Origin of the sequence: Lysobacter sp. 1R34A, assembly GCF_051217035.1 — a bacterium.
Classification (GTDB): domain Bacteria; phylum Pseudomonadota; class Gammaproteobacteria; order Xanthomonadales; family Xanthomonadaceae; genus Lysobacter.
On the sequence record NZ_JBPKJP010000022.1, the window covers coordinates 1 to 25211 of the forward strand.

Genomic DNA, 25211 nt, shown 5'->3' on the forward strand with positions numbered 1-25211 from the left:
GCGCCGCAATGCGGCCCCGGGCGGTAGCCGCGGTATCGAACTTGGGCCGGACCTGCGCCGCAGCCGCGAGCCAGCGGTCGGCGCCGGCGTAATCGTCGCGTTCGGCCGCGAGCTCGGCGCGCCGGATCAGCGCGCTTTCGGCCGCGGCGATGCCCTGCGAGGCGCGCGCATCGTTCGGCCGCAGCTCCAGCGCCTCGCGAAACCGCGCCAGCGCCCCGCCCCGGCCGTTCTCGCCGATGCGGCCGGCGTTCAAGTCCTCCTCGCCGAGCCGGTTGGCCTCCTGGGCCTGGTCGGCGCGGTCGACCCGCTCCAGATAGGCCACCACCTTGCGATGCCCGGGCGCGGCCACGCGCGCGACCGCGGCCGCCTCGTGAGCGCCGCGCAGGGCCAGGGGATCGTCGTCGATGCCTTTCAGTGCCGCATCGCCTTCGACCAGCAGCAAGGCCACCGCCTTGTCGAGGCCCTTGGCGAAGCGGCGGTCGTCGGGGGCGTAAGCGCGCAGGGCCAGATAGATCGGGATCGCCGAATCGGCGTCGGCATGCAGGCGGCCTTCGGCCAGCGCCGCCTCGCCGCGCTTGTTCAAGTCTTCCAGGTTCTCGGCGGTGACCGCGATGGCCGGCGCCCGCCACGGCGGCACCGGCGACACCGCCTGGTCGGCGCTGATCGTCACGATCGGCGCGCGCGCGCCGGCGTCCTGCGACGACGCCTTGCCGCCCCGGTCGGTGCACCCGACCAGCAGCCCTATCGCGGCGATGCCCGACCACATCAATGCGCGCAACCTGCAACCTCTCCGGAACCGTCTTGGCGATCGATGGGACAGCATATCGCTTCGACCGCGGCGCCATGTTCAGGCGGCGTGCGCGCAATGCATCCAGGCCGTGCCGGCACGCGCGGTCGCGGCCTCCCGGCCCGGCAAGGGGCGGCAATGCCCGGCCCACCGCCTTGCGCGCCTTGCCCTGCCGGGGCCACCGCGACCCGCCGCCGCGAAAAGTAGGCTATTGTCGCCCGCCCCGGCAACCTCGACGCCGGCCACGCGAAAGAACCGAAACATGCCCGTCTGGATCAACACCCCCGCCGCGCTGCAAGCGCATTTCGAGGTCAAACCCGAGCGCATCGGGCTGGACACCGAATTCATCCGCGAACGCACCTACTGGCCGCAGCTGGCCCTGGTGCAGATCGCGATCGAAAGCGCCGACGCGGACGAACCGACGATCCTGCTGGTCGACCCCTTGCGCCCCGGCATCGCCGAAGCGCTGGCGCCGATCCTCGCCGACGAGAGCATCCTCAAGATCGTGCACAGCCCGAGCGAGGACCTGGTCGCCTTCAAGCACGCCTGCGGCGTCGTGCCCAAGCCGCTGTTCGACACCCAGCAGGCCGCGGCCCTGGCCGGCATCGGCAGCGGCCTGGGCTACCAGAAGCTGGTCGAACAACTGACCGGCGTGGCCCTGGCCAAGGGCGAGACCCGCTCGGACTGGATGCGCCGCCCGCTGTCGCCCTCGCAGCTCGAATACGCCGCCGACGACGTGCGCCACCTGTTCGCGATGCTCGACGCCCTGGACGGCCTGCTCGCCCCGCTCGGCCGCCGCGCCTGGCTCGACGAAGACGCCGCCCGCACCGTCCACAACGCCGAAAACGAAGCCCCGGAACGCTGGCCGCATCTGTCGATGCGCAGCGCCCAGTTCCTCGACGCGCCGGCCCAGCGCCGCCTGGTGCGCCTGCTGCGCTGGCGCGACGCGTATGCGCGCGACAGCGACCGCCCGCGCAGCTGGATCCTCGACAACGAACTCGCCGTCTCGATCGCGCGCCAGGTCCCGGCCGACCGCGACGCCCTGCAGCGCCAGCTCGACGCCCACCCGAAGGCCCCGCGCAAACTCGGCGACGCCATCTGGGCCGCGCTCACCACGCCGTTGGCCGACGAAGACCAGACCCCAGACGCCGGCGTCGCCGAAACCCGCGACAAACAGCGCCTGCGCCAACTGCAAGAGGCCGTAGCCACCCGCAGCGCCGCCCTCGGCCTGCCCGACGGCGTGCTCGCCTCGCGCCGCTGGCTCGAAGCCCTGCTCGATCACGGCGACTGGCCCGACGCCCTGTCCGGCTGGCGCCGCACCGCGCTCGAGCCCGACCTCGCGCCCTTGCTGGCCCAGCAGGCCTGAGTCCGCGGAACCGAGCCCGCGGAACCGAGCGCCAGGACTAGCGCCTCTCAGCGAGGCCCGCTAAACTTGATCCCGAAGTGGGGCGGTAGCTCAGCTGGGAGAGCGTCGCGTTCGCAATGCGAAGGTCGGGAGTTCGATCCTCCTCCGCTCCACCAACTTATCCAGACAGAACAGCGTGTTACGCCTTGCGGCGTGACGCGCTGTTTTGTTTTGGGGTTTATGAATTGCAACAATCGATGTTGCAGATAGGGCGTGACCTGGGCGCGGTCGCGCTTGCGCCACCGAATACACGTTCGCCTTGTTGTGACTTAAACCATTGCATTAGGCGTGCGATGCGCTCTGAGTCCAGCCTGAAATATTTATCTATCGGGCCGTCTTCACTGATCGAAGATAGGTGCCTTCGTCGTCGCGCGGCTCCGACCCAGGGCGATGGCGCGGTGCTGGAATTGCATGCTCTGGCCAAAGGCGCGGCGTGAGCCGCTCGTAGGTCCATGTCACAGACCACGGCAGCACGTCAGCTGTTCCGCCATCTGTTACGAATTTCTCTCGACCGACTTCGAAGTATCCGGCCGAACGAGTCATCGGGTATGCGATGGATTGAAGAATCGTCGCCAAATGATCGCCGCGCGGCGCGGTGGCAGATGGGTGGGCTGCTACTTTGTGGCGCCACTTTGTGACAGCTGGCGCTACACCTTCCATATATGCGGCGCACTCTCTATTGATCTCTTTCTCATTACCCTTTGCCGCCAATGCCTCGAGGGTCCATCCGTTGGCTCGTGCCATCGCCGCCAGCTTGACTAGTCGCAGATACGAAGTTAGCGACATGGCGAACCAATCGAAAGCGCAGAACAATTGCGGCTCGCGAAGTGCAAGGTTCGGATACGACTCAGCTCCGTGTGATGGCCACTCGCAATCATCTATGAATCGCTGTTCGATCTGGCGCACCTGTGTGGCTAGGTCATATAGTCCGTAGCGGAACACATTGATAGCTTGCAAATAATGGTTGCCGTCGCCCAACGGGTTGTAAGCAATTCTTTCCAGATGATCCAGAATAATCTCGCTCATTGGTCTTTGAACACTTCCCGTAGAGTGACTCAGTCTGCCAACTGCCCATCGGGCACTTTCGGGAACCTTATCAGGATTACTCAGCCTGTCGGCAGGCGGGACGAATCTTCACTGCCGGGGCATTGCAAAAAAATGACGTGCTTCGAGAGCACGCCATTCCCGTATGAACTGAAAGCCCTGCTAATTCCAGATCTAGTAGAATGTTTCGGGACGAGCTATGAAAATGTTATTTGGGAACTTGAATTGGTGACCGGAGACAACACGCTAAGTTAGCGTCAGGGGGCATATTCGGACCGCATATCTGCCATTCCTTGTATTGCCCTGCAAGAGCGCCACTCCTATGCCAGTCAGGCCCACCATCAGCCCCAGATTGCCGCTGTCGTGGCTCCAACCTCCGCGACAGTGATTCTTACTGGGAGCCAACTCTGATTGCGACACATCGGAGGCTAAACCTAGTTTGCCCGCGACCGCCGCTAGAGCCAGCCGAACCCCCGCCGTGCCATGACACAGCGAATCATCCTCCAGCCGCCCAAACCACTCGACGCTGCGCGCGAACGCGGTGCGCACGTGCTCGCGTTGCCAGGCTTCTAAGTCATTCCAAACTTCAGCCCGCGCCAGCAAGAACCCCGCAGCGCCATTGCACCAACCCAGCGAGTACTGCGGCTCGTCCATGCGGGTGTCGGGCCATAGGCCGATCTCAGAATTGAACAATCGGTCTTCGCGCCGCAGGGCGCGTAAGGCGAGTTCGTGCAGGTTCGCGTCGCCGAGTGCGCGCGCGAGGTGGATCAGGGCGAAGGCGATGCCGCTGCCGCCGTGGGCGAAGCCGGTAACGCAGCGGTCGACGCCGTGCAGCCACCATTCGGGGCCGTCGGCGGTGTCGCGGGCGGCTTCGGTCAGACGGGTAGCGAGGCGTCGGGCGACGTCGACCAAGCGCGGGTCTTGTTGTTGGCGACGCAGCGCGAGGGCAACCAGGGCGATGCCGGCGGCGCCGTCGATGATGTCGTGACGCGCGGGGTCCCATTGCGGTTCGCGGGCGAGGAAGGTTTCGAGCGCGAGCGAAGCGAGTTCGCGGTCGCCGCGGTCGCCGGCGGCTTCGCTCAGGCTGAGGATCAGCCCTTCCATGCCGGAGTAGGCGCCGCTGCCGAGCATGGGGCTGCGTTCTACGAGGATGCGGCGGCCGGTGGCGATGAGGCGTTCGTTCAGAGCGTGGTCGTCGGCGCTGGCGCCGTGCGCGCAGCGGCGCGACAGGAACAGCAGCAGGCCGGCGAGGCCGGTGTAGAGGTCCGGGCCCATCGGCATGATCGCGAACTCGCCGCCGGGCGTGCCGACCGGCGGGCTGTAGGTCCACAACACGCTGCCGTCCCCCTCCCCCGGCACCGCCTGTTCGGCGAGCAGCGCCGCGGCGGCATCGGCGATATCGCCCTGCCCCAACTCGGGACCGGTTTCGCAGCCCAGTGCGGTGGCGACATAACTCAGTTGCCGCGCTATCCAGCGTGGATCGGCGAAACGCGCCAGACGCTCGCGCACTTGCTCCAGCGCCGAGCGCTCGAAGAAGCCTTCGACCTTGCCGCAGGGGCTGAGCAGGTCGCGGCCGTCGAGTTGCGCCTCGAAGTATGGGATGTCGAACTGCAGCATTTGTTCGCGTTCGCTGGCATACAGGTGGCGCAGGAACGGCTTGCTGGCTTCCTCGCGGCGCAGCTTGAGCAGCAAGGCATCGGTCTTGGCCGGGTCGACCAGCGCCGGATGGGTGGTCTCGGCCAGGAACAGGCCGTACAGATAGGTGTGGCGCAGGATCTGCCGTGAACGCAGCGCGGCGTTGTCGCGCAGCAGGGCTTCGACTTCGTCGATGTGCGCGGTCAGTGCCGCCGCGGCCTGGCGATAGCCGTCGGCGAAACCGTCGAAATGTGCGGCGAATGCGGCCGGTTCGCCGTCGACGCGCGGCACCGGGCTGTCGATCTGGATCGCCTCCTGCACCCGCGACAGGCGCATGCTCGCGGTCCTGGCGTCGACCGCCACTTCGCGCGACACCGGCGCGGCGACTTTGTCGCCTTGCGCGGCGCCGGAGAACACGCCCTCGCGGGTGCGGCGCAGCGACACCACCCCGACCGACAGCGCCGATTCGCCAAGGCGCCGGTCGAGTTCGCGTTCGGCATCGAGCAAGGGCACGCTCGAGGGCGGCTGGCGATCGATGCGCGCGGTGTTGGTGAACAAGGCCTCGACGTCTACGAAGAACGGCCGGCCTTGCGCGTCGGTGACGATGTTCTCGAAGTGCAGGTCGGAGCCGCACAGGGCATGCGCGACCGCGGTGCAGACCCCGAGCGAGCGATAGAAGCGTTCGGCCGCCGCCCTGCCCTGGGCGCCGCCGCCGCGGATGCCGAGTTGCCAGCCGTAATCGCCGCGTTCGATCGAGGCCAGCACCGCCATGTCGGGATCGATCAAGCGTTGCAAGCCCGCGAACAGCAGATCGAGGCCCAGGCCGCGCGGTTTGTAGTACAGGTCGGTGCGCTCGAAGCGATAACGGACGGTGGCGCGCGCGCCGCGGTGCGGGTCGCCCTGGCCGAACTCGACCCGCTGCGGCGCATCGCCTGCACGCAGATCGAAGTCCGCGAGCGCCGGCAGATCGTCGCCCAGATGCAGCAGGTGCTCGCCGAGGAATTCGATGAAGCCCGCGCAGAACCATTGCGCGCGCTGGAACAAAAAGCCGTAGCGCTGGCGCAGTTCGCGGGCGGCGTCGCCGCCGGCGATGGCCTGTACGAAGGCGACGAACACCGGGTCGCCGACCGCGGTCGGCGCGGTCGGCGCGTCGTCGCGCTTCGGTGCGGCCGCGGCGTAGCGGTTGAGTTCGAACACGAACACCTTCTGGAACATCCAGCACAGCCGCTGCATCAGGTATTCGCTGGCGCCATCGGCGATCGGCGCGTGGAACCCCGGCGGCAAACGGCTCGCGGCGACGCAGGCGGCGACTTCGCCGCGCAGGGCTTCGGCTTCGGCGCGGCAGATCGCGGCGATGTAGTAACGATCGAAATCCAGGCTGCTCATGTCATCGGGCTTCCGTCGCGGCGGGCGTCAACGCCGCCTCGTAGTGGGCGTAGGTCCAGGGCTCGCTCAACGCGACGCGGTCGATGACCACGGTCGGCACCGAGGAAATGCCGTGGACGATGGCGCGGTAGCGCTGTTGCTCGACGCGGCGGGCGGTTTCGGGCCGCTGCATGCAGGCATTGAGTCCGGCGGCATCCAGACCGACCGCAGAGGCCGCCGGCGCGAGGCGCTGCGCCAGTTCCACGCCGGCGATACCGGTCAGGTCTTGACCGTAGACACGGTCGTACAGGGCCTTGGCGTCGCTGCCCGGGCGTTGTTGCAGACAGGTCACCGCATGCGCGAGTTCGGTCGAGCCTTCGCGGATCGGAAACGCGAGCACGCGGATCCTGGCGCTGCCGTTGTCGACGTACCGTTTCATCAGCTGCGGCAGCATCTCGGCGTGGAAGCGCTTGCAGGCCGGGCAGCCGTAATCGGTGACCAGGACGATTTCGTGCGGCGCATCGCCGCGGCCGAGCATCGGCAGATCGTCGACCTGCATCCCCTGCAGCGGTTCGGAACGGCCCGCGGCCATCAGCACGAAACCCAGCGACACCGCGAGCACCGCCACCAGCGCCGATGCGCCTATCCAGACCCAGGGTCCTTTCATGTCCTCACCTCAGTGATGATGCAAACCGGCGACGGGGTCCAGCCGCGCCGCGCGCGCCGCCGGCCACACGCCGGTCAGCAGCCCGACCAGCAGCGCGGTGACGACCCCCAACAGGCAACCCGGCCAGGACACGGTCGGTTCGCCGAAATAACTGGAACCCGAGGTGATCGCCAGCGCCGCCGCCGCGCCCAGGACCACGCCCAGCACGCCGCCGAAGCCGGTCAGGATCACCGCCTCCAACAGGAATTCGAGGAAGACGTTGGCGCGCGAGGCGCCGATCGCGCGTTTGATCGCGATCTCGCGGCGGCGCGCGTTGACGCCGGACACCATGACGTTGCCGATGCCCAGCGCGGCCACCGCGAACACCACCGCCATCAGCAGGAACAGGCCGGCGCGCACGCTGGCCAGGGTATCGTCGAGATAGCCGCGCAGGCGTTGCGCGGTGACGACGATGAAGTCGTCCTCGCCGCCGCCGACGTGGCGCTGCCGGCGCAACTGCGCCGACAAGCGCCGGCCGATCGCCTCGATGTCGTCGGCATCGGAGAAACCGGCATGAATCTCCAGGTCGCTGAGGCTGCCGTCGGCGTCCATCGCCCGCACCAGGCCGATCGGCGCGATCACCAGGCGCTCGGCATCGAAACCCAACGCGCTGCCGGCGCCCTTGACCACGCCGACCACGCGGCAGGAGCGTCCGGCCAGGCTGAGGTCGCGGCCGAGCACCGCGGCCATGCCGCCGAACTCCTCGGCCAGGCTGCGGCCGAGCAGGCATTGGCGGCCGCTGCCGCGCCAGTCCTGGCGCGACGGCCAGGCGCCGGCGATCAACTCGACTTCGCCGAGCCGGAAGTAGTCGAGCGTGGTGCCGTAGATCGCCGCGCCGCTGGTGCGCGCGCCGAGCGCGACGGCGTTGTTGAACGCGCCGTAGCGCAGCACCGGCGCCACCGGCCGCTGGGCGAAGGCGCTGGCGACCACGCGCAAGTCGCGTTCGGACAGACGGTTGGCGCGGCCGAGCACCAGCGACTCGTAGGACGGGTCGGAGCGCACGATCAACACCTGCCGCCCCATCGATTCGAACGAACGCACCAGGGTGCGCGACAGCCCTTCGGACAACGACGCCACCGAGACGATGCCGGCCACGCCCAGGGCCACGCTGAGCATCGCCACCGCGGTGCGCACCGGGAAGCTGCGCAGCTGGCGCAAGGCGGCCTGGAAGGCTTCGCCGAGCACGAACCAGACACCCGGCGCCGCGTCGATCGGCGATGCGACGGCGCGCTCCGCCGCCGGCGCCGAATTCACTTCAACGGGCGTGGTCGCGTTCATTCGGCGCGCAACACCCGCTTGGGGTCCTTACGTGCCGCTTGCCAGGCCGGCGCCAGCGAGAACGCCAGCACCAGCGCTGTCGTCGCCAGGGCTACCCAGGCACAGGCCTGCCAGGTCAGCATCGGCGCCGAATCCAGACGCAACACGCCCTTGAGCAGGCCGGCGGCGATGCGCCCCAGCACCAGCCCCAACGGGATCGCGGCCAGGCACAGCAGCAAGGCCTCGCACACGAACAGCCAGGCGATGTCGGCGCGGGTCGCGCCGATCGCGCGGCGCAGGCCGATCTCGCCGGAACGTTCGTCGGCGCTGAGAAACATCATGTTCATCACGCCCAGGGCGGCGACGAGCGACGCCAGCAGCGAGATCCAGGCCAGGGTGCGGCCCTGGCTCTCGGTGGCCGCGCGCGCGCTCTGCAGCAAGGCCTGCTTGGCTTCGATGCGGAAGTCGTCGGCCCGGTAGCGGCCGCCGTATTTGCGCAGCAGCAACGCCTGCAGCTTAGCCCGCAGGGTTTCGATCTCGACGCCGGGCGCGGCCTTGACCACCAGCCGGCCGCCGTCGTCGCCGGGTTTCGCCAGTGCGCCGGCGCCGGCCAAGGGCAGGAACACGGCATCATCGTTGGAGACGAACTTGCCCGGCTCGTCGGTCGCCGCAAGTACGCCGCCGACCGCATACCACTGCCCGCCGATGCGCAGGAACTTGCCCAGCGGCGCTTGCCCGGGGAACAGCCGAGCGGCGATACGCGCGCCCAGCACGCAGCGCTTGGCCGAGACGCCGCGCCCGCTCAGGGCCTGGCCCTGCCCGATCGCGACCCGGTCGATGGCGAAGTAATCCTCGCTCACCGCCAGCACCTGCGCGACCTGGCGGGTGCCCGCGCCTTCCAGCAAGGTGGCCGCGCCGGACAACTCCTGCACCAGCGCGGCGCGTGCGATCCACTGTGGCATCCGCTGCAGGTCCTCGAGATCGCCGCGGCCGGGCACGAAGCCGCCGCCGGCGGTGGACTGGCCGCGGATCACCAGGGTGTCGTCGCCGAGGCTCTCGAAGCGGCGGCCGAGCACCTGGGACATCCCGTCGGCAATGCTGACCACGGTCGAGTACGCCATCACCGCCAGAACGATCGCGCTCGCGCATAGCAGACTCTGTCGCGGACTGCGCGCCAGCGAGCGTGCGGCGTCCCACAGGTTGGCCAGCCAACGGCGCATGCCGGTCGTGCTCAGGCGGCCGCAGCCGCGGTGGCGTCGATCACCTGCCCGTCGCAGACCCGGATCGTGCGCTGGCAACGTTCGGCGACTTGAGGCGCGTGGGTCACCACGATCAGGGTGCGCCCCCTGGCGTGGATGCGCGCGAACACCTCCAGTACTTCGTCGGAGGTCTTCGAGTCGAGGTTACCGGTCGGCTCGTCGGCCAGGATGATGTCGGGCTCGCCGACGATAGCGCGGGCGATCGCCACGCGCTGGCGTTCGCCGCCGGACAATTCGTCGGGCCGGTGCGCGCCGCGATGGGCCATGCCGACTTCCTCGAGCGCGGCCCGGGCGCGGCGCCCGGCGGCGGCGCGCGCTTCGCCGCGATAACGCAGCGGCAGCATCACGTTCTCCAGCGCCGAGCAGTTGCCGAGCAGGTGAAAGCTCTGGAACACGAAACCGATGGTGCGGTTGCGAAAGCCCGACAATGCGGCGTCGTCCTGGCGCTGCACCGGCGCGCCGTGGATGCGGATCTCGCCGGCGTCGGGCGTGTCGAGGAAGCCGATGATGTTCAACAACGTGGACTTGCCCGAACCCGAGGCGCCCATCACCGCGACGTACTCGTGCTGGGCCACGTGCAGGTCGACCCCGCGAAGCACCGGCACCTCGGTGGCGCCGAGGCGGTAACTCTTGCGGACGCCGCTGAGCTCAACCGCGTTCATACGAGATCACCCGCACCCGCGTGCCGGGCTTCAAAGACGGCTGGCCGGTCGCCGGCACCACCACTAGGTCGTCGGCAGCGAGCCCGCCGCGGATTTCCTGATGGGTCTCGTTGACGTCGCCCAAGCGCACCCGGCGCAGGCTGGCGACGCCGTCGCGCACCACCAACACCGCGCCGCTGGCGCCCTGCCCCGCGTCGGCCCCCAGCTCGGCCGGGTCGTCGCGCAGCGCCGCGATCGGCACCGTCAGCACCGGCGCGGCCTTGCGGCTGGGAAACTCGACCCGGCAGGTCATACCGGTGCGCAAGCTCGCGCGGCGAGTGTTGCGGATCTCGATCAGCACCTCGTAGTTCGCCGCGCCGGCCGCGGGCGCGCCGGTGCCGGTGGTCGGGCGCGCCGGCGCCATCGATACCGAACGCACCGTGCCCGGCAGCGGCGTCTCGTCGAAGGCCGGCACCACCACGTTGGCGACGGCGCCGGGACGGATCTTCCAGACGTCGTACTCGCCGAGCTTGGCGGTGGCGACCAGCACGCGGGTATCGGCGATGCGCGCCACGGTCGAGCCGCTGAAGCTCAAGGCGCTCGGCACCGCGGTCTCGCCGGGGGACACGTCGATCGACAGCACCGTGCCGTCGATCGGCGAACGCAGGATGGACTTGTGCAAGCTGTCCTGCACCTCATCGACCAGGGCGCGCTGGTTCTGGATGCGCGCATGCCCTTCGCGGTAGGCCGCGTCGGCCTGGCGATACGCCGCCTCGGCCTCGTCCAGGCCTTCCTCGCTGACCAGTTGCTGTTTGCGCAGTTCGGTGAAGCGGCGCAGCTTGGCCGCGGCCAGTTCGCGGCTGGCGCGCTTGACCTCGAGCGAGGCCATTTCGCCATCGCGGCCGGCCTCGCGCTGCGCCAGCTGCGCCTCGTACTGCTGCGAACGCAGCTTCATCAACGGCTGCCCGCGCTTGACCTCGTCGCCCTGGCGCACGTAGATCTCCTCGACCGCGCCGAGCACTTCCGAGGTCAGCGCCAGTTCGTTGCGGTAGGACAAGGTGCCGTCGGCGAAGATCGTCGTCGGCAAGGCGTCCAGCGCCGGCTTGACCACCGCCACCGGCGCCACCGAGGCGACCGTGTTGCGCACCATCAGCAAGCCGAGCACCAGCACGCCAGCCGCGACCGCGCCGACCGCGAGCGCCAGCCGCCGCGGGCGCCGCTCACGCATAGACGGGACGTTCATGGCGTTGTCCTCCTTGCGCAATCCGGCCGAGGTCGTGGACGCGATCGCCCGGCTGGATCCACTGAGTGCGATGGGTGACGATGATCTTCATGCCCGGCCACAGCCGCAGATGGCGCAGGATCGCGCCTTCGGTGGCGGCGTCGATGTCGCTGGTGAATTCGTCCAGCAGCATGATCGGTGCGTGGCTGTAGAGCAGGCGCGCCAGGGCGATGCGCTGGCACTGGCCGGACGACAGGCTCTGCCCTACCGCGACCACCGGCGTGCGATAGGCCAGCGGCCAGGCGACGATCTCGTCGTGGATGCAGGCCGCGCGCGCGCAGCGTTCGATGCGCTCCTGGTCGGCTTGCGGGTCGAACATGGCGATGTTCTCGGCGACAGTGCCGGCGAACAAGGCCGGGTGTTGGTTGAGATACGCCACCGAGGCCGCGCTGGCGCCAGAGCTCGTGCCGGCCCCCGTGCCCACGCCAGAACGCTCGCCGTGCACGCGCACCTGGATGCTGCCGGCGTCGGGCAACAGCAGGCCGCCGATCAGCTTGAGCAAGGTGCTCTTGCCGCAGCCGGAAGGCCCCACGATGACGTTGAGCCCGCGGTCGTCGAAGTTCGCCGACACGTCCTCGAGCACCGGCGTGCCGGTGCCGAGATAGGAAAAGCCGACGCCGCTGACCGCGACCTGGCTCGGCCCCGCCCACGGCGGCGCGGCTTCGTCGGCGCCGGGCGCGCCCTCGTCGAGGCTCATCAGCCCCTGGATCGATTCGATCCGGTCGGCGTTGATGCGCACCACCACCAACTGCATGAAGAACATCTGGATCGCGCGCACGGACGGTCCGGTCCACCCCAGCAGGAAGTAGCAATAGAACGCGGTCTGGTCGGACAGGTCGATGCTCGGGAATGCGACGAACAGCAGCAGCAACGCTGCGATCGGCACGACCTTGTCCTGGTAGGCGTACAAGGCTTCGAACACCGCATTGAGCTTGCCGCGCGCCTCCAGCCATTTCTGGTGTTCGCCGAAGCGGTCCATCAGGCGGTCGGCGAACACCTGCTCCTTGCGATTGACCTTGACGTCGACCGCCATGGTCAGGGTTTCGGCCAGGGTGCTGTAGTAGCCCGAATACGCCAGGACCTCGCCGCCGGTGAGCCGCAGCAAGCGCTTCCAGCACAGGATCAGCACCGCCGTCGACAGCAAGGTCAAGGCGAGGAACAGCAAGGCCACCGGCGCGCTCTGGAAGGCCAACACCGCCAGGGTCGCCATCAGCACGCCCGAATCGAGGATCAGGCCGGTGATGCGCGCCGAGAGGAAATCGCGCACGCCCGACACCGAGTTGACCCGCGCGATCAGATCGCCCGCCGGCAGCAGCGAGAAGATCCGCAGCGGCAACTTCAGCAGACGATCGACGAAGCGGGTGATCAGGGAGCGGTCCAGGCGCAACTGGATCAGCAAAGACACCCGCGCGCGCATCCAGTGCGCGACGACGAAGGCCAGCGACAACACCAGCAACCCCATGCCCAGGCCGGTCGCGCTGCCGCTGCCGCCATAGGCCAGGAAGGTCACCGCCCGGCTCAACAGCCAGGGGAAGGAAATGGTGGTGGCCACGGTCAGCGCGATCACGCTGAGCAGGAACAGCCACAGCGACCAGTTCTCGCCGAGGAATTCCTTGAACAGCTGTCCGAGCGGCGATATCGACACCCGCGAGCGCGCGGTTTCATCGCGTTCGGCGCAGATGAACACGCCGCTCCACATCGCCTCGAATTCGCCGTGGGCTATGCGGCTCTCGCCGGTGGCCGGGTCCAGCACCGTCACGGTCGTGTCGTCGACCGCACCGACCACGACGAAGTGCTCGTGGCGCAGATGCACGATCGCCGGCAGCGCCGCGTGCCGCAGGGCTTGCACGGTGCCGTCGGTGGCCCGCAGCGCCTTGGGCTTGACACCGCACATGCGCAGCACGTCGAGCATTTCCTTGGCCGACATGCCGCGCTGGCTGACCGGGTAACGCGCCGCCAGCGCGAGCATCGGCATTCGTAAGCCCAGCCCCGACAACAGCATCGAGATGCAGGCGTGGCCGCAATCGGCGGCCGAAGTCTGGCTGACGAACTTGGTTTTGTTGCTGACGCGCCGCAATGGCTTGTTCACGCTGTCCGTCCAGGCAAGACGCCGCGAGGGCTGGGAGCGGCGGACTTCCGGCGTATCTCCACGCAATGCGCGACCGTCGGCGACGCGCCCAGCGGCGTACGCGACGCGCACGGCTGCGCCCCGTCCGACGATGCGTGCACGGCCCGACGCACGATGCGCAGGCATCGCGGTTGGATTCGCTGTAAGCGCCGTACTCGAAGGAGCCGCCCGCTACCGCCAGGCGGCTCCGGTTAGCGGATCAGCAGTGTCCGACACATACCGAGTGGCCGTTGGAACAGCCGCACTCGCCGGTGAACGAACAAAGCCAGCCGCAACCGCATACCACCGGTTTGCCGCCGAACAAGGCTTCGAGATTGTCGTCCGAGAGTTCCTCGGCGAACGGTACCGCAGACGTGCTTGGATCCTGGACCAGATCGTGTTGCTGCAACATGGGGAAGTCCTCAGATTTGGCCACCAGCGATGCGCTGAGTGGGTCGATGCCCCCTGACTTTCGACGTTGCACTTGTTATCACGATGCATCGCGCGGTTCCGTGGTCCTCGTCAAGAATCGTTTCGCGACGAAGCGATGATGCCGATGCGGCTTGCACGATGCGTATCGCGATGACGTTTCGACATGCGAAAAACTGCGTAAAGGTGCGCCAAATCGTGAACTCGCGACGATTCCGCGCGGAAGAACGAATCGATGGCCGACGCTCGTTGCGCATCATTCCAAGCATGAACTTTCGTCATCGCGTGGGCGCGCGTTGTTCCATCCGTCGTTGATTACCTTTTCCTGGAGAGACACTCGGCGGAACTCGTCCTCGGCGATAAGCAGTCATCGCGACAATCTGCCCGACCGTCATTCTCGCGAAGGCGGGGTGAATGGATGCGCTTTCGAGCCACTGGCTCGCGCATCCACGACCGCCAGGGCGCCGTGCGCGCTGGCCGGGCCGCAGAGACTTCAGAGCCATGCCTCGATAAAGCCCTGGACATCCGGCCCGGCCGAAGTAAAGCGGACCCGCCTGCGCGGCATTCCGTCCCACCGTCATGCCGGCGGCCGCCCTGCGCAGACCGCAAACCAGACAGCCCCGGCCGGGGCCGGGGCTGTCTGGTTACAGACTAACGATAAGCGACGTCGGTCAGAACCGGATGTTCCAGCTTTCGAGAGTGCCGATATCGCTGGCGTAATTGTCGCGCACGCGCAGCTTCCACGTGCCGTTCAAGTCCTCGGTCGACAGATTCAGCGCATGCGAGAGCCTGACGTCGTCGGCGCTATCGGTGGTAGCGTAGTTTTTTACCAGGTAAATCGTACCGTCCGGCGCGACCAGGTCGATACGCAGATCGCCGCGGTAGCTGTGGTCGATCGCCACCGTCACCGTCGCATTGCTGGGAGCCTTGCCGATGCGGCCGGCGACCGTGACCGAGCTTTCGACCGTGGTGTTGTCCCTAATCGCGAAGTCGGTATCGTTGCTGTACGTCTGCACGCCCGCGGGCGCGGCCACCGTGACCGAGGCGGTCTTGGTGTGGGTAGCGCCGGCGTTGTCGGTCACCGTCAAGCTGACGTTGTAGGTACCTGCCGCGGCGTAGGTGCGAGTGGGATTAGTCGCGGTCGACAGCGCGCTGCCATCTCCGAAGTTCCAGCTGCGCGAGACGATATTGCCGTCTTTATCGGTCGAGGCATCGGCGAAAGTCACCGTCAAACCGTTGACTTGGCTGTTGAAGTTCGCCGCCGGGGCGAGATTGCCGCCGGCTGCCCCGCCGATACGGATCGCCTCCACGACGGCGGCGTTGGCGTCGACCAGGCCGGCACCGCAACCGCCAGGGCAAGCCGCCAGCGCGATCGCACGGCTCGAATCCTTCAAGGCCTGTTCCACCTGCGCCGGGGTCAGCGGGGCGGCGACGGCCGACTGCATCAGCGCGGCGATGCCGGCCACGTGCGGGGCGGCCATCGAGGTTCCGCTCATCCAGGTGTAGGTTGCGCCGCCCTGAACCGTCAGGCCAGCGTTGCCGAGCGAAAGGACGGCCTGGTCATCGTGGGTTCGCACGCAGGTGCCTCTTAGGTCGGCGCCAAGTGGCAGGAAACGCGGGAGCGGGCTGCAGTTTTCGCCACCAGGCGCGGAGACGTCGATGGTCCCGCCGTAGTTGGAGTAGAACGCGCGATCGCCATTTCGGTCCGTTGCCGCAACCGCGACCACGCGGTTGCAGTTGGCTGGGGTGAAATTGGCCACGTCAAGATTGCTGTTGCCGGCAGCGACGACGATGGTCGCGCCAGCGTCTGCCGCCCTGTCGATCGCCGCTTGGTAAGCCGGATCGCAACCGTCCTCGGTCAGGCCGCCGAGACTCAGATTGATGATCTCGGCCGGATTCGGGTTGTTCGGTACTCCATCGACATGGAGCCCCGCGGCCCACACGATGGCATCGGCGATATCAACGGTGGTGCCGCCGCACAGGCCCAGCGCGCGAATCGGTACGATGCGCGCACCATGCGCTACGCCGGCCACACCCGCGGCATTGTTGGTCGCCGCACCGATGGTGCCGGCCACATGGCTACCGTGCCAACTCGAGCTTCTTGCTGACGACTCGTTGCCGCAGTCTCCGTCCCGCGCGACCCAATCGCCCTCGTCGTTAGGGTTATTATCGCGGCCGTCGTTGTCGCGCGACATCCACGGATCGGTAATGAAGTCGTAGCCGGCCAGCAGGTTGTTGTTGAGGTTGAGTTCGGCATGCGGGGTGATGCCGGTATCGATCACCGCGACCACGGTACCGGCCCCACTGGCGCGATCCCACGCGGTGTTGACGCGCGCACCGGCGACGCCCGAATAGTGCCATTGCTGACCGTAACGGGTGTCGTTCGGCGTCATCGTGTGGGTCCACCGGCGATTGACCTGCACCGACTCGACGTTCGGGTCGGCGGCCAGTTGCCGCATCAGCGCCTCGGCGTCGACGCGATCGAGCTTGCCGTCGGCGCGCACAAGGTCGGAGCCGATCGCCATGCGACGCACGTGCTTCATGGCGATCAGCCGGCCGGCGATCTTGGCGCGTACGGCCTCGCGCAGGGAGGTCGCCACCTTGGCGCTGTCGCGGCGCTGTAGCGAGCCGTTGCGATACTTGACGATGAAGCCGTCGTAGCCTTGCGGCGCCTGCAGGCCGTCCAGGTGGACCTGGCCGGCGAAGGCCGGGGCGGCGATTACGGACAGCGCCAACACGGTGGCGGTGGCCAAGACATTCTTGCGAATGCCGTTGTTCGATGCAGTGGACATCTGGAACCCCTCTGAGCTATCGGAATATCGGGTCTTGAACGGACCCGCTGACGGTCCGGCCTTCGTCGGCGTGGACGCCATGGGACCGGTGTCGCAGATGTAGTGCGATCGAGTGCCGGCCAGCCTCTAAGGAGATATCTCTTTTTTCTCATTTGACGCGGAACGGTCGCTTTGTGCGGGTGAACGGGCACACCGGGACAGCAGCGTTCGGCGGGGCGGCGTCGGCACCGGGCTTGCGCGGGTTGGCGCGGCTCATGCTGGCAAGAGCAAATTCTCCTGCCCCGATGGGGAACAGCGGGCCAAACGCTGAAGACCTGTTCGTCGCTACGAACCGGCGGCCTCGCGATCGATCCCATCTCGTCACCGATCCGGCCTGGCGGCGACCCTGTCTGGTTGCCATGGCGACGGCGGGCCGACCTGACAAAACAGCCCCGGCGAGGGCCGGGGCTGTTTCGTATTCACGGACTATCGAAGATCAAGCGTCCCTCAGAACTTGATGCTCCAGCTGTCGATCTTGCCGGTGTCGTTGACGTAATTGTCGCGTGCGCGCAGCTTCCACGTGCCGTTCAGGCTCTCGGTCGACAGGTTCAGGGTCGCGGTGCCGCGAATGTCGTCGGCGCTGTCGTAGGTGCTGTAGTTCTTCAACAGATAGGTCGAACCGTCCGGCGCGACCAGGTCGACGCGCACGTCGCCGCGGAAGCTGTGCACGATCGCCACCGTCACCGTCGCGTTGCTCGGTGCATTGCCGCTGCGGCCGGTGACGGTGATCGGGCTTTCCACCGTGCTGTTGTCGTTGATGGTGTAGTCGGTACCGTTGGTGTAGGTCTGCACGCCGCCGGCCGGCGCGGCCACCGTGACCGAGGCGGTCTTGGTGTGGGTGCCGCCGGCATTGTCGGTGACGGTCAGGCTGACGCTGTAGGTGCCGGCCGCGGCGTAGGCGTGGCTGGGGTTGGTGGCGGTCGAGGCCGCGCTGCCGTCGCCGAAATTCCAGCTGCGCGAGACGATGCTGCCGTCGCTGTCGCTGGAACTGTCGGTGAAGGTCGCGGTCAGGCCGTTGACGGCGGAGGTGAAGTTCGCGACCGGGTTGACGTTGCCGCCGCCACCGCCTGCGACCCGGATTGCCTCGACGACGGCCGCATTGGCGTCGACCAGGCCGGTACCGCATCCGCCCGGGCAATTGGCCGCCGCGATCGCGCGGCTGGAATCCTTCAGGGCCCGCTCGACCTGGGCCGGAGTCAGGGGGTTCGCGACCGCCGACTGCATGAGCGCGACCACGCCGGCCACGTGCGGAGCCGCCATCGAGGTGCCCTGCATGAAGGTGTAGTCGGCCGCGGCCTGCACCGTAAGGCCGGTGTTACCGAGCGAGAGAACGCCCTGCTCTTTGTGGTTGACGTCGCAGTACGGTTGCTGTCCGAGCGCCAGGAAACGAACATTCGGGGTGCAGGTCTCGCCACCCGGAGCGGCAATGTCCATCGTCGCGCCGTAGTTCGAATAGAAGGCGCGATCGCCGTTGCGGTCCGTCGCGGCGACCGCAACGACGTTGTTGCAGTTGGCCGGCGTAAACCCGGATACATCCTTGTTGCTGTTGCCGGCGGCGACTACCACCGTAGCGCCGCGCGCGACGGCTTTGTCGATGGCATCCTGATACGCCGCATCGCACTGCGCGGACGCGCCGCCCAAGCTCAGGTTGATGACCTCGGCCGGGTTGGCGTTGGCGGGTACTCCGTTGACCGCACCGCCTGCGGCCCAGACGATGCCGTCGGCGATGTCGGCGGTGCTGCCGCCGCACTTGGCCAGCACGCGGACCGGGACGATCCGGGCGCCATGAGCGACGCCCGCCACACCGGCGGCATTATTGGTCGCCGCGGCGATGGTGCCGGCGACGTGACTGCCGTGCCAGCTGGAGTCGCGCTTTTGCGAACCCAGGCCGCATTCGCCGGTCCCGAACCAGTCGCCTTCGTCGTTGGGATTGTTGTCGCGGCCGTTGCCGTCGCGCGCACGGGCGGCATCGCTGACGAAGTCGTAGCCAGGCAGGAGATTGTTGTTACCGTTGAGTTCGGCGTGCGGGACGATACCGGTATCGACGACGGCAACCACGGTGCCGGCGCCGGTCGCACGATCCCAGGCGGTGTTGACGCGCGCGCCGTTGACGCCCGAATAGTGCCACTGCTCGCCGTAACGGCTGTCGTTCGGATCCATGGTGTGGGTCCACAGGCGGTTCACCTGAACGGACTCCACATTCGGATCCGCCGCCAGTTGCCGCATCAAGGCTTCGGCGTCGACTCGATCGAGTTTGCCGTCGGCGCGCACCAGATCGGACCCGATCGCCAGGCGACGCACGTGCTTCAGCGCGATCAGCCGGCCGGCGACCTTGGCGCGCAAGCTCTGGCTGAGGGAGGCCGTTACCTTGGCGCTGTCCTGGCGCTGGACCGAGCCGTTGCGGTACTTGACGATGAAGCCATCGTAGCCTTGCGGCGCCTGCAGACCGTCCAGGTGGACCTGCCCGGCGAGGGCCGGAGCGGCCAGCGCGGACAGGGCCAATACGGTGGCGGTGGCCAGTAGGTTCTTGCGAATGCCGTTATTCGATACAGTGGACATCTAATGAATCCCCTCTGAGCTGATCGGAATTGCGAGTCCAGGAACGAACTCGCTCGCTGTCCGGTCGTCTTCGGTGGGCGACGCCGTGCGACCGGTGTCCCAGATGTAGTGCGGCGCAGAGGGCTGTTACCTCTGACGAGAGATCACTTTTTTCTCATTTGTCGCTGAAAACGATATTCTGGTCACATTAATAGGGCAGTGCCCCCTCACCCAGGCGCCTGTCCCCAGCGATAGGCATGCGGCAGGATGTTGCGGCCTGGCGATCCATCGCCAGCATCGACTTCGTAAAGCGGCTGAGGCGACCGATGACCGACCCGCGTACGCCGCCTTGGCCACCCGATTCGCGCTACCTGCGCACCGGCGACCTGCTCATCGATCTGCGCTATCGCCGGGTGAACTGCGGCGGGGTCGAAGTCGAGCTGCCGCAGCGCCTGTTCGACCTGCTGGCGCTGCTGATGGCCGAGCCGCACACCCTGCATGGTCGCGCCGAGCTGTTCGCGCGCCTGTGGCCGGGGCTGGTCGTCGAAGACGCCAACCTGACCCAGAACATGTGGTTGCTGCGCAAGGCGCTCGGCGAGCCGCGCAAAGGCTGGATCCGCACCGTCGCCAAGGGCGGCTACGTGTTCGAGCCGCCCGGCCCGGTCGAATGGTTCGCCGAACTGCCCGCGCCGGCCGGACCTCCAGCCAGTACCCCAGCCGATCCTCCCGCCGAGCCGGTGCCCGATGTCGCAACGGCAACCGATACCGACGAAGTCGCCGCTGCGCAGCCGGCGGCCGCTGTCGCGACCGAATCGTCCGTCGAATCGCCCGTCGAATCGGCCCCGGCAATACGCCCGAGTACGTCGGTGCAGCCGCGCTGGAGACGCTGGGCCCGTCCCGCCGCCTGGGCCGCCGCGGCGATCGCCCTGCTCGCCGTCGCCGGCGCGTTGTTGTGGTTTCGCGATTCCGCAACGGCCGGCACGGGCGCGACCGCGGTTGCACGACCGCTGGCGGTCGCCCTGATCGAAGTGGAAGACCGCGCCAATGCCACGCGCTGGCCGGTGAAGCTGTTGCGCGAATGGCTGCGCTGGAAACTCGGCAGCCTGCCGGAAGTAACCCTGATGACCGAAGCCGACCTCGCCGCCGACGGCGAGTCGAGTTCGCCGAAAGTAGTCTTCCTGTCGTCGGGCATCGCCGCAGGCGATGCCTCGCAGGTTCTGATACGCGCTCGCTTTCACGACCAGGGCCGGGAACAACGGCTCGAAGTCAAGGGGCCGGTCTCGCAGGTGCCGGCGATGGTCGACACGCTGTCGCAGCAGGTAATGGCCAAACTCGTACCCGGCCGCGCCGATGCCTGGCCGGCCTTGAACCTCGCCGCGCCGGCGGCGCGCCGCTACGCCGACGCGGTGGAGGCGATCGACCGGCGCGACTGGATCGCCGCGGCCGCGATCTCCAATGAAGTCGTGCGTCAGGCCCCGCGTTTCGGGCTGGCGCGGATGCAGTTGGCGCGAGCGCAATCGCGCCTGGCCCAGGCCACTTCGGCGATCGAGCAGATGCAGGTCGCGATCGAATCGACCAAGCCGGTGCCGGCCGAAGTCGAAGAATCGATGCGCGCCGAAGCCCTGGCGATGGATCCTCGGCGCCATCAGCAGGCGCGCGAGGCGTACGCGAAACTCGTCGCGCGTTATCCCGCGCAGTCGAGCTATGCGCTCCAGTACGCCCAGTTGCTGTCGCAGACCGGCGAACTGCAACAGGCCATGAGCAGGCTGTCCACGCCCGACTGGGACCACAAGCCGATGGGCACGCGCGTCGCCCGGTTGCTGCTGATCAGCGAGATCCACCAGTTGATGGGCGAACCGGAGCGCATGCGCGAGTATGCGCGCAGCGCCGAGCGCATCACCCGCGAAGCCGGCGCCGGCTGGGAACTGGAACACGGCAATGCCCTGCTGATGATCGCGGTGGCCGACACCCTGCAATACAAGGAGCGCGCCGACGTCGGCCAGTACGAACACGCGGCCAAGCGCCTGGAAGCGGCCGGCAACCGCACCCGGGCGCTGTACGCGCGCTTCCTCGCCGAAGCCACGGTCGCGCCCGGCGCGGCCTCCACCGCGCGCATGCAAACACTGCTGGCGCAGGCCCGCGCGGGCGGCTATCGCCGGCTGGAGATCGACATTCTCGCGCGCGCCGCCGCCCAGCACTTCAACGCCGGCGACTTGCCCGGCTATCGCAGGTTGCTCGAAGAAGCCTTGATGGTCACCCACGATTCCGGCGACGTGCTGATCGGCCACCGGCTGGCGATGGCCTTGTTGATCGAGGATATCGTCGGCGCGCGCCTGGACAGCGCGGCCGAACGCCTGCGCCAACTGCGCAAGGCCGGACTGCAAGGCCGCTGGGTCGTCGACCTGGCGCATTTCGATGCGGCCCTGAGCTCGATGCACGGCCGCTACGCCTATGCCGTCGCGGTCTTGGACGGTGCCGAGCGCGAGATAGCCCGGCTGCCGGCCGGCGGCGCCGGCGAATCGCGCGCCCGCATCGCCTGCCTGCGTGCCGAGGCCCGCCTGCCGCTAGGCGACCTGCAGGAAGCGCGCAGCGACTGGTTGCGTTGCGCCGCCTCCGAACAACAGTCCACTCTGGTCTCGCCGCTGGTCGGCCGTGCGCACACCGAATGGCTCGGCGGCGACAAGGAAGCCGCGGCGGAGCTGCTGGGACGCGCGCAGACGGCGCTCGCGGCGCTGGGCGATTCGCCCGAGGGCGCGGAAGCGGCAATGGATATCGCCACGCTGTTGACGCGCACCGGCGCCTTCGCCGAATCCGACCGGCTGTATCAACGCGCCCTGCCCGTGATGCGCGCGGCGCAGTATCACTGGCTGGTCGCCGGCGCCGAGACCGGCCTGGCCGAGAACGCCGCCGCACGCGGCGATTGGGCCACCAGCCGGCGCTTCGGTGCGCAGGCCCGCAGCAAGCTGCCTGCCGACGCCTGGTCCCTGACCAGCCGCCTGGACCTGCTCGACATCGTCGCCGCGCTGGCGGTCGACGACAAGCAACGCGCGGCGGCCTTGGCCTCGGCACTGCACGCCCAGGCGCAACGCGGCGGCGACCGCCTGACCCAGATGGAATTGCATAGCCTGATGCCGCACGGCATCGTCGCCGCCGATTGCAGCCGCAATCATCGCGACAGCATGACCGCCAGCACCGGCATGCGCGGTGCGAGCCTGGCGTGGCTGCAACCGAAATCGCCGCTGGCGGCGGAACCGGCGTTGGAAACGTTGTCGCCTTGAGCGGCGTCGTTCATGGCAACGACCGAAACAAGTCCCCGGCGCAGCCGCATCCCCCGCCCCGGTTCACGCAGGCGCCAGTCCGTCCAAAGGGGGCGAACGCCCCCCAGCCTCATTCGCGACGATTTAGTTGCTGAGCGCTACGACGCCGTGAGTCCCCTTTGAGGAGGATGGAGACTGCTCTCCGTCGCATCGACCGAAGCAGATCCTGGCGCAGCCGCCCTATCTCGACCTCCATGGACGTCGGCGCCAACCCCTTTTCCAAAGGGCGAAGGAACGCGCCCCGCTCGGAAGGCATTCAACCAAGCGCTTTCTCCTTTGCCAAAGGGAGCGAACGGTCGCGCACTCCCTCCAGAACGCTTGCCCGCGCCTAGCGAATATCCATCTCGCGCTCCACTCCGGTCACGACGACGAGAGGCTGCAGTGCTGCCAAGTCGTACGGCGCCCGGGAACGAACGGCCTCAGGCCGGGATACCTTCGCGCTTGATCGCCGGAATCGGAATGCCGAGCGCGCGCATCTGCTGGTAGGGGTTCATGAACTCGCGGTTCTGCTTGATCTTCCCATTCTCCAGCAGGAAAGAATGGATGAAGTGGTTGCTGTAGTAGCCCGGCGGATAGCCGGGGAACAGGATCTGGCCTTCGCCGTCGCACTCGACCCAGAAGCGGTTCGGGTCCTGGGTCTCGAAAATCTGCACGTTCTTCCATTCCCAATCCGGAAAGCATTTCAGCGACCACGCGCCGTGCGCCTTCAAGCCTTCGTGGCCGCGCGACACGATCGGCTCGCCGGTGTCGTTGGTCCACAGGCCGCCGCTGCCGTCGGGCGTGAACAGCAGATAGCGGGTCAGCCGCGCCTCGCCCTTGCGGCTCATATAATCCTCGACCACCGCCCGGTGCCTGCGGCGCAGATCGTCGTCGCTGCCGGCTTCGGAAGTCTTGAAAGCATGTTCGATCATGATGCCGTCCTCTATGTAGGCCATGAGTGGTTGATTGGCGACCGATGCGCGGCGGATGCGCCGGTCTCAAGCTTTCCAGCGGGTCAGTTCGCCGCGCGCCACCACCGTCGCCGTGCCGGATACGCGGATCGGCCCGATCTGCGCCAACGAACCTTCGACCACCGCGTGCATGACCGAGCGGCGGCCCATCTCGACGCCCTGGCAGATCTCGATCGGCTGGCCGAAGCCTAGCCGGCCGTGACGGATCAGATGCAAAGCGAGCGGCCCGGCGGCCGAGCCGGTCGCGGCGTCCTCGGCCACGCCGTAGGCCGGCGAGAACATGCGCATGCGCCATTGCGAACCCGAGCCGGCGAAGCAGTTCGCGGCCATGTCCGGCAAGGTGGCGAGGATGCGCAGGTCGGGTTTCACCGCCGACAAGGCCGGGATGCTGGGCAGGCCGACGAAGACGTGGCGCGGGCCGTTGCGGTAGATCTCCACCGGCAGGGTCGACGAGGCCAGGCCGAGGCCTTCGAGCAGCACGTCGGCGAGTTCGTACGGCTCCCAGGCCGGGATCGGCTGCTGCATGCTCGCGGTGAGGATGCTGCCGTCGTCGTTGCGCTGGAAGGTGAAAGGCACCGTACCCATGGCGGTTTCCAGGCCGAAGCCGGCGGCATCGCACTGCTCGCCGAGCACGATCGCGGTGCCGAGGGTCGGATGCCCGGCGAACGGCAGTTCGTTGACCGGGGTGAAGATGCGCACGTGGAAATCGCCGTCCGCGCCGGGCGGGAACACGAAGGTGGTCTCGGAAAGATTCATTTCGCGGGCGATGCGTTGCATGTCCGCCGCTTCCAGGCCGGACGCATCGGTGAACACCGCGACCGGGTTGCCTTCCAGCGGGCGGTCGGTGAATACATCGGCCACTACATACTTGCCTGCGGTCATGTCGGCGCCTCCTTATGGTTGCAGCCTGCGATGGGTCCAGCCCGACGGCGCCGCGTCGTAACGCAAACGGCTGTGCAACCGATCGTCGGAGGCCTGCCAGAATTCGACGATGGTCGGACGCAGCGCATAGCCGTGCCAGCCCTCCGGCCGCACCAGCGGAATCGCTGCGCGGGTCAGGCGCTGCGCTTGCAGACGCAATGCCTTCTCGTCTTCCAGCACGGCGCTCTGGCGCGACACGGTCGACATGGAATTGGCTTCGGGCGGACGCTTGCTCCACAGCAGGTCCGACTCGGCCGCCGACAGCGGCCCGACCGGTCCGCTCAGGACGATCTGCTGCTTGGTTTCGCGCCAATACAGCACGCCCGAGGCCCAGCCGTTGAAGGCGATCTCGCGGCCCTTCTGGCTTTTCGCATGGGTGGTGAACACCAGCGAATCGCCGGTGATCTCAAGCAGATGGACCATGCGGTTGGAAGCGCGCCCGTCGATGCCGGTGGTCGCCAGGGCCAGGGTGCCGGGATCGCGCACGCGGTTGTCGATGGCCTGGTTGAACCATTCGCGCAGCAGCGGAATCGGTTGTTCGGGCGGCACGTCGAAGATCGAAATCTCCAGCGCCTGGGCTGATGTAGCGTTGAATTGACTCATGTCGGTTCGTCCGGTGTATGGGGAGCTTGCGTCCTGCATCGAAGTCGTCGCCCGGCCTCGATGCCTGGCGGGCGCGGCGCGCGTGGCGATCGGGGCGCCTGCCGTCGCCGGCTTCGGCGCAGCCGCGCAGTGCG

At 67.8% G+C, this 25211-nt stretch carries 16 protein-coding genes, 1 tRNA gene and 1 pseudogene; 3 read left to right on the forward strand and 15 right to left on the reverse strand.

Going from position 1 to position 25211, the window contains the following annotated elements; genetic code table 11:
• A pseudogene (locus ACSAMQ_RS08030) lies at window positions 1-778 on the reverse strand (formylglycine-generating enzyme family protein); the annotation flags it as partial.
• A 271-nt stretch (window positions 779-1049) separates the two neighbouring features.
• On the opposite strand from ACSAMQ_RS08030, the gene rnd reads away from it, so the two are divergent.
• Together rnd and ACSAMQ_RS08040 are read left to right on the forward strand one after the other, a co-directional pair.
• Window positions 1050-2153 (forward strand): ribonuclease D, encoded by a 1104-nt coding sequence (gene rnd / locus ACSAMQ_RS08035; protein ID WP_435395135.1) that lies wholly within the window; start codon window positions 1050-1052, stop codon window positions 2151-2153.
• A gap of 79 nt (window positions 2154-2232) precedes the next feature.
• Window positions 2233-2308, forward strand: a tRNA-Ala gene (locus tag ACSAMQ_RS08040).
• A gap of 208 nt (window positions 2309-2516) precedes the next feature.
• Here the strand turns inward: ACSAMQ_RS08040 and ACSAMQ_RS08045 are convergent.
• The 11 genes from ACSAMQ_RS08045 to ACSAMQ_RS08095 all read right to left on the reverse strand — a co-directional run bounded on the left by ACSAMQ_RS08045 (window position 2517) and on the right by ACSAMQ_RS08095 (window position 19307).
• Window positions 2517-3218, reverse strand: coding sequence for a hypothetical protein (locus tag ACSAMQ_RS08045; protein WP_435395136.1), 702 nt, complete (start codon window positions 3216-3218; stop codon window positions 2517-2519).
• 264 nt (window positions 3219-3482) lie between these two features.
• On the reverse strand, window positions 3483-6257 hold the full coding sequence (locus ACSAMQ_RS08050; protein ID WP_435395137.1) for a type 2 lanthipeptide synthetase LanM family protein: 2775 nt from the start codon (window positions 6255-6257) through the stop codon (window positions 3483-3485).
• A 1-nt stretch (window position 6258) separates the two neighbouring features.
• A complete protein-coding gene (locus tag ACSAMQ_RS08055) occupies window positions 6259-6903 on the reverse strand; it encodes a DsbA family protein (RefSeq protein ID WP_435395138.1) in 645 nt (214 codons plus the stop codon).
• Window positions 6904-6912: 9 nt separating this feature from the next.
• Entirely contained in the window at window positions 6913-8220 is a 1308-nt protein-coding gene (locus ACSAMQ_RS08060; protein WP_435395139.1) for an ABC transporter permease, read from the reverse strand.
• The gene (locus ACSAMQ_RS08065) at window positions 8217-9419 is read right to left on the reverse strand and encodes an ABC transporter permease (RefSeq protein WP_435395140.1); all 1203 of its coding nucleotides are present in this window, start codon (window positions 9417-9419) and stop codon (window positions 8217-8219) included. Before ACSAMQ_RS08065 ends, ACSAMQ_RS08060 begins: the two co-directional genes overlap by 4 nt.
• A gap of 11 nt (window positions 9420-9430) precedes the next feature.
• Window positions 9431-10120, reverse strand: coding sequence for an ABC transporter ATP-binding protein (locus tag ACSAMQ_RS08070; RefSeq protein ID WP_435395141.1), 690 nt, complete (start codon window positions 10118-10120; stop codon window positions 9431-9433).
• Complete coding sequence (locus ACSAMQ_RS08075; protein WP_435395142.1) at window positions 10107-11342, reverse strand: efflux RND transporter periplasmic adaptor subunit; 1236 nt, start codon at window positions 11340-11342, stop codon at window positions 10107-10109. The genes ACSAMQ_RS08070 and ACSAMQ_RS08075 overlap by 14 nt, the downstream gene beginning before the upstream one ends.
• Window positions 11320-13470, reverse strand: a complete 2151-nt coding sequence (locus tag ACSAMQ_RS08080) for a peptidase domain-containing ABC transporter (protein WP_435395143.1) — start codon at window positions 13468-13470, stop codon at window positions 11320-11322. The genes ACSAMQ_RS08075 and ACSAMQ_RS08080 overlap by 23 nt, the downstream gene beginning before the upstream one ends.
• Before the next feature lie 238 nt (window positions 13471-13708).
• Window positions 13709-13900 carry a hypothetical protein gene (locus ACSAMQ_RS08085; RefSeq protein WP_435395144.1) on the reverse strand — a complete coding sequence of 64 codons (192 nt, stop codon included), beginning with the start codon at window positions 13898-13900 and terminating at the stop codon, window positions 13709-13711.
• A gap of 688 nt (window positions 13901-14588) precedes the next feature.
• A complete protein-coding gene (locus ACSAMQ_RS08090) occupies window positions 14589-16709 on the reverse strand; it encodes a S8 family serine peptidase (protein WP_435395145.1) in 2121 nt (706 codons plus the stop codon).
• Window positions 16710-17195: 486 nt separating this feature from the next.
• Window positions 17196-19307: a S8 family serine peptidase gene (locus ACSAMQ_RS08095; RefSeq protein ID WP_435395146.1), complete on the reverse strand. Its 2112-nt coding sequence runs from the start codon at window positions 19305-19307 to the stop codon at window positions 17196-17198.
• Window positions 19308-19612: 305 nt separating this feature from the next.
• Here ACSAMQ_RS08095 and ACSAMQ_RS08100 point away from each other — a divergent pair, with 305 nt between their 5' ends.
• On the forward strand, window positions 19613-22564 hold the full coding sequence (locus ACSAMQ_RS08100) for a winged helix-turn-helix domain-containing protein (RefSeq protein WP_435395147.1): 2952 nt from the start codon (window positions 19613-19615) through the stop codon (window positions 22562-22564).
• A 458-nt stretch (window positions 22565-23022) separates the two neighbouring features.
• Here the strand turns inward: ACSAMQ_RS08100 and ACSAMQ_RS08105 are convergent, their stop codons facing one another.
• The 3 genes from ACSAMQ_RS08105 to ACSAMQ_RS08115 all read right to left on the reverse strand — a co-directional run bounded on the left by ACSAMQ_RS08105 (window position 23023) and on the right by ACSAMQ_RS08115 (window position 25077).
• Entirely contained in the window at window positions 23023-23514 is a 492-nt protein-coding gene (locus tag ACSAMQ_RS08105; protein WP_435395148.1) for a PhzA/PhzB family protein, read from the reverse strand.
• 66 nt (window positions 23515-23580) lie between these two features.
• A complete protein-coding gene (locus ACSAMQ_RS08110) occupies window positions 23581-24435 on the reverse strand; it encodes a PhzF family phenazine biosynthesis protein (protein WP_435395149.1) in 855 nt (284 codons plus the stop codon).
• A gap of 12 nt (window positions 24436-24447) precedes the next feature.
• The gene (locus tag ACSAMQ_RS08115; protein ID WP_435395150.1) at window positions 24448-25077 is read right to left on the reverse strand and encodes a pyridoxal 5'-phosphate synthase; all 630 of its coding nucleotides are present in this window, start codon (window positions 25075-25077) and stop codon (window positions 24448-24450) included.
• Between the last annotated feature and the right edge of the window lie 134 nt (window positions 25078-25211).

Coding starts and splice junctions, on each gene's coding strand:
- rnd (WP_435395135.1), top strand. CDS start 1,050: ATGCCCGTCTGGATCAACACCCCCGCCGCGCTGCAAGCGCATTTCGAG.
- ACSAMQ_RS08045 (WP_435395136.1), bottom strand. CDS start 3,218: ATGAGCGAGATTATTCTGGATCATCTGGAAAGAATTGCTTACAACCCG.
- ACSAMQ_RS08050 (WP_435395137.1), bottom strand. CDS start 6,257: ATGAGCAGCCTGGATTTCGATCGTTACTACATCGCCGCGATCTGCCGC.
- ACSAMQ_RS08055 (WP_435395138.1), bottom strand. CDS start 6,903: ATGAAAGGACCCTGGGTCTGGATAGGCGCATCGGCGCTGGTGGCGGTG.
- ACSAMQ_RS08060 (WP_435395139.1), bottom strand. CDS start 8,220: ATGAACGCGACCACGCCCGTTGAAGTGAATTCGGCGCCGGCGGCGGAG.
- ACSAMQ_RS08065 (WP_435395140.1), bottom strand. CDS start 9,419: ATGCGCCGTTGGCTGGCCAACCTGTGGGACGCCGCACGCTCGCTGGCG.
- ACSAMQ_RS08070 (WP_435395141.1), bottom strand. CDS start 10,120: ATGAACGCGGTTGAGCTCAGCGGCGTCCGCAAGAGTTACCGCCTCGGC.
- ACSAMQ_RS08075 (WP_435395142.1), bottom strand. CDS start 11,342: ATGAACGTCCCGTCTATGCGTGAGCGGCGCCCGCGGCGGCTGGCGCTC.
- ACSAMQ_RS08085 (WP_435395144.1), bottom strand. CDS start 13,900: ATGTTGCAGCAACACGATCTGGTCCAGGATCCAAGCACGTCTGCGGTA.
- ACSAMQ_RS08090 (WP_435395145.1), bottom strand. CDS start 16,709: ATGTCCACTGCATCGAACAACGGCATTCGCAAGAATGTCTTGGCCACC.
- ACSAMQ_RS08095 (WP_435395146.1), bottom strand. CDS start 19,307: ATGTCCACTGTATCGAATAACGGCATTCGCAAGAACCTACTGGCCACC.
- ACSAMQ_RS08100 (WP_435395147.1), top strand. CDS start 19,613: ATGACCGACCCGCGTACGCCGCCTTGGCCACCCGATTCGCGCTACCTG.
- ACSAMQ_RS08105 (WP_435395148.1), bottom strand. CDS start 23,514: ATGATCGAACATGCTTTCAAGACTTCCGAAGCCGGCAGCGACGACGAT.
- ACSAMQ_RS08110 (WP_435395149.1), bottom strand. CDS start 24,435: ATGACCGCAGGCAAGTATGTAGTGGCCGATGTATTCACCGACCGCCCG.
- ACSAMQ_RS08115 (WP_435395150.1), bottom strand. CDS start 25,077: ATGAGTCAATTCAACGCTACATCAGCCCAGGCGCTGGAGATTTCGATC.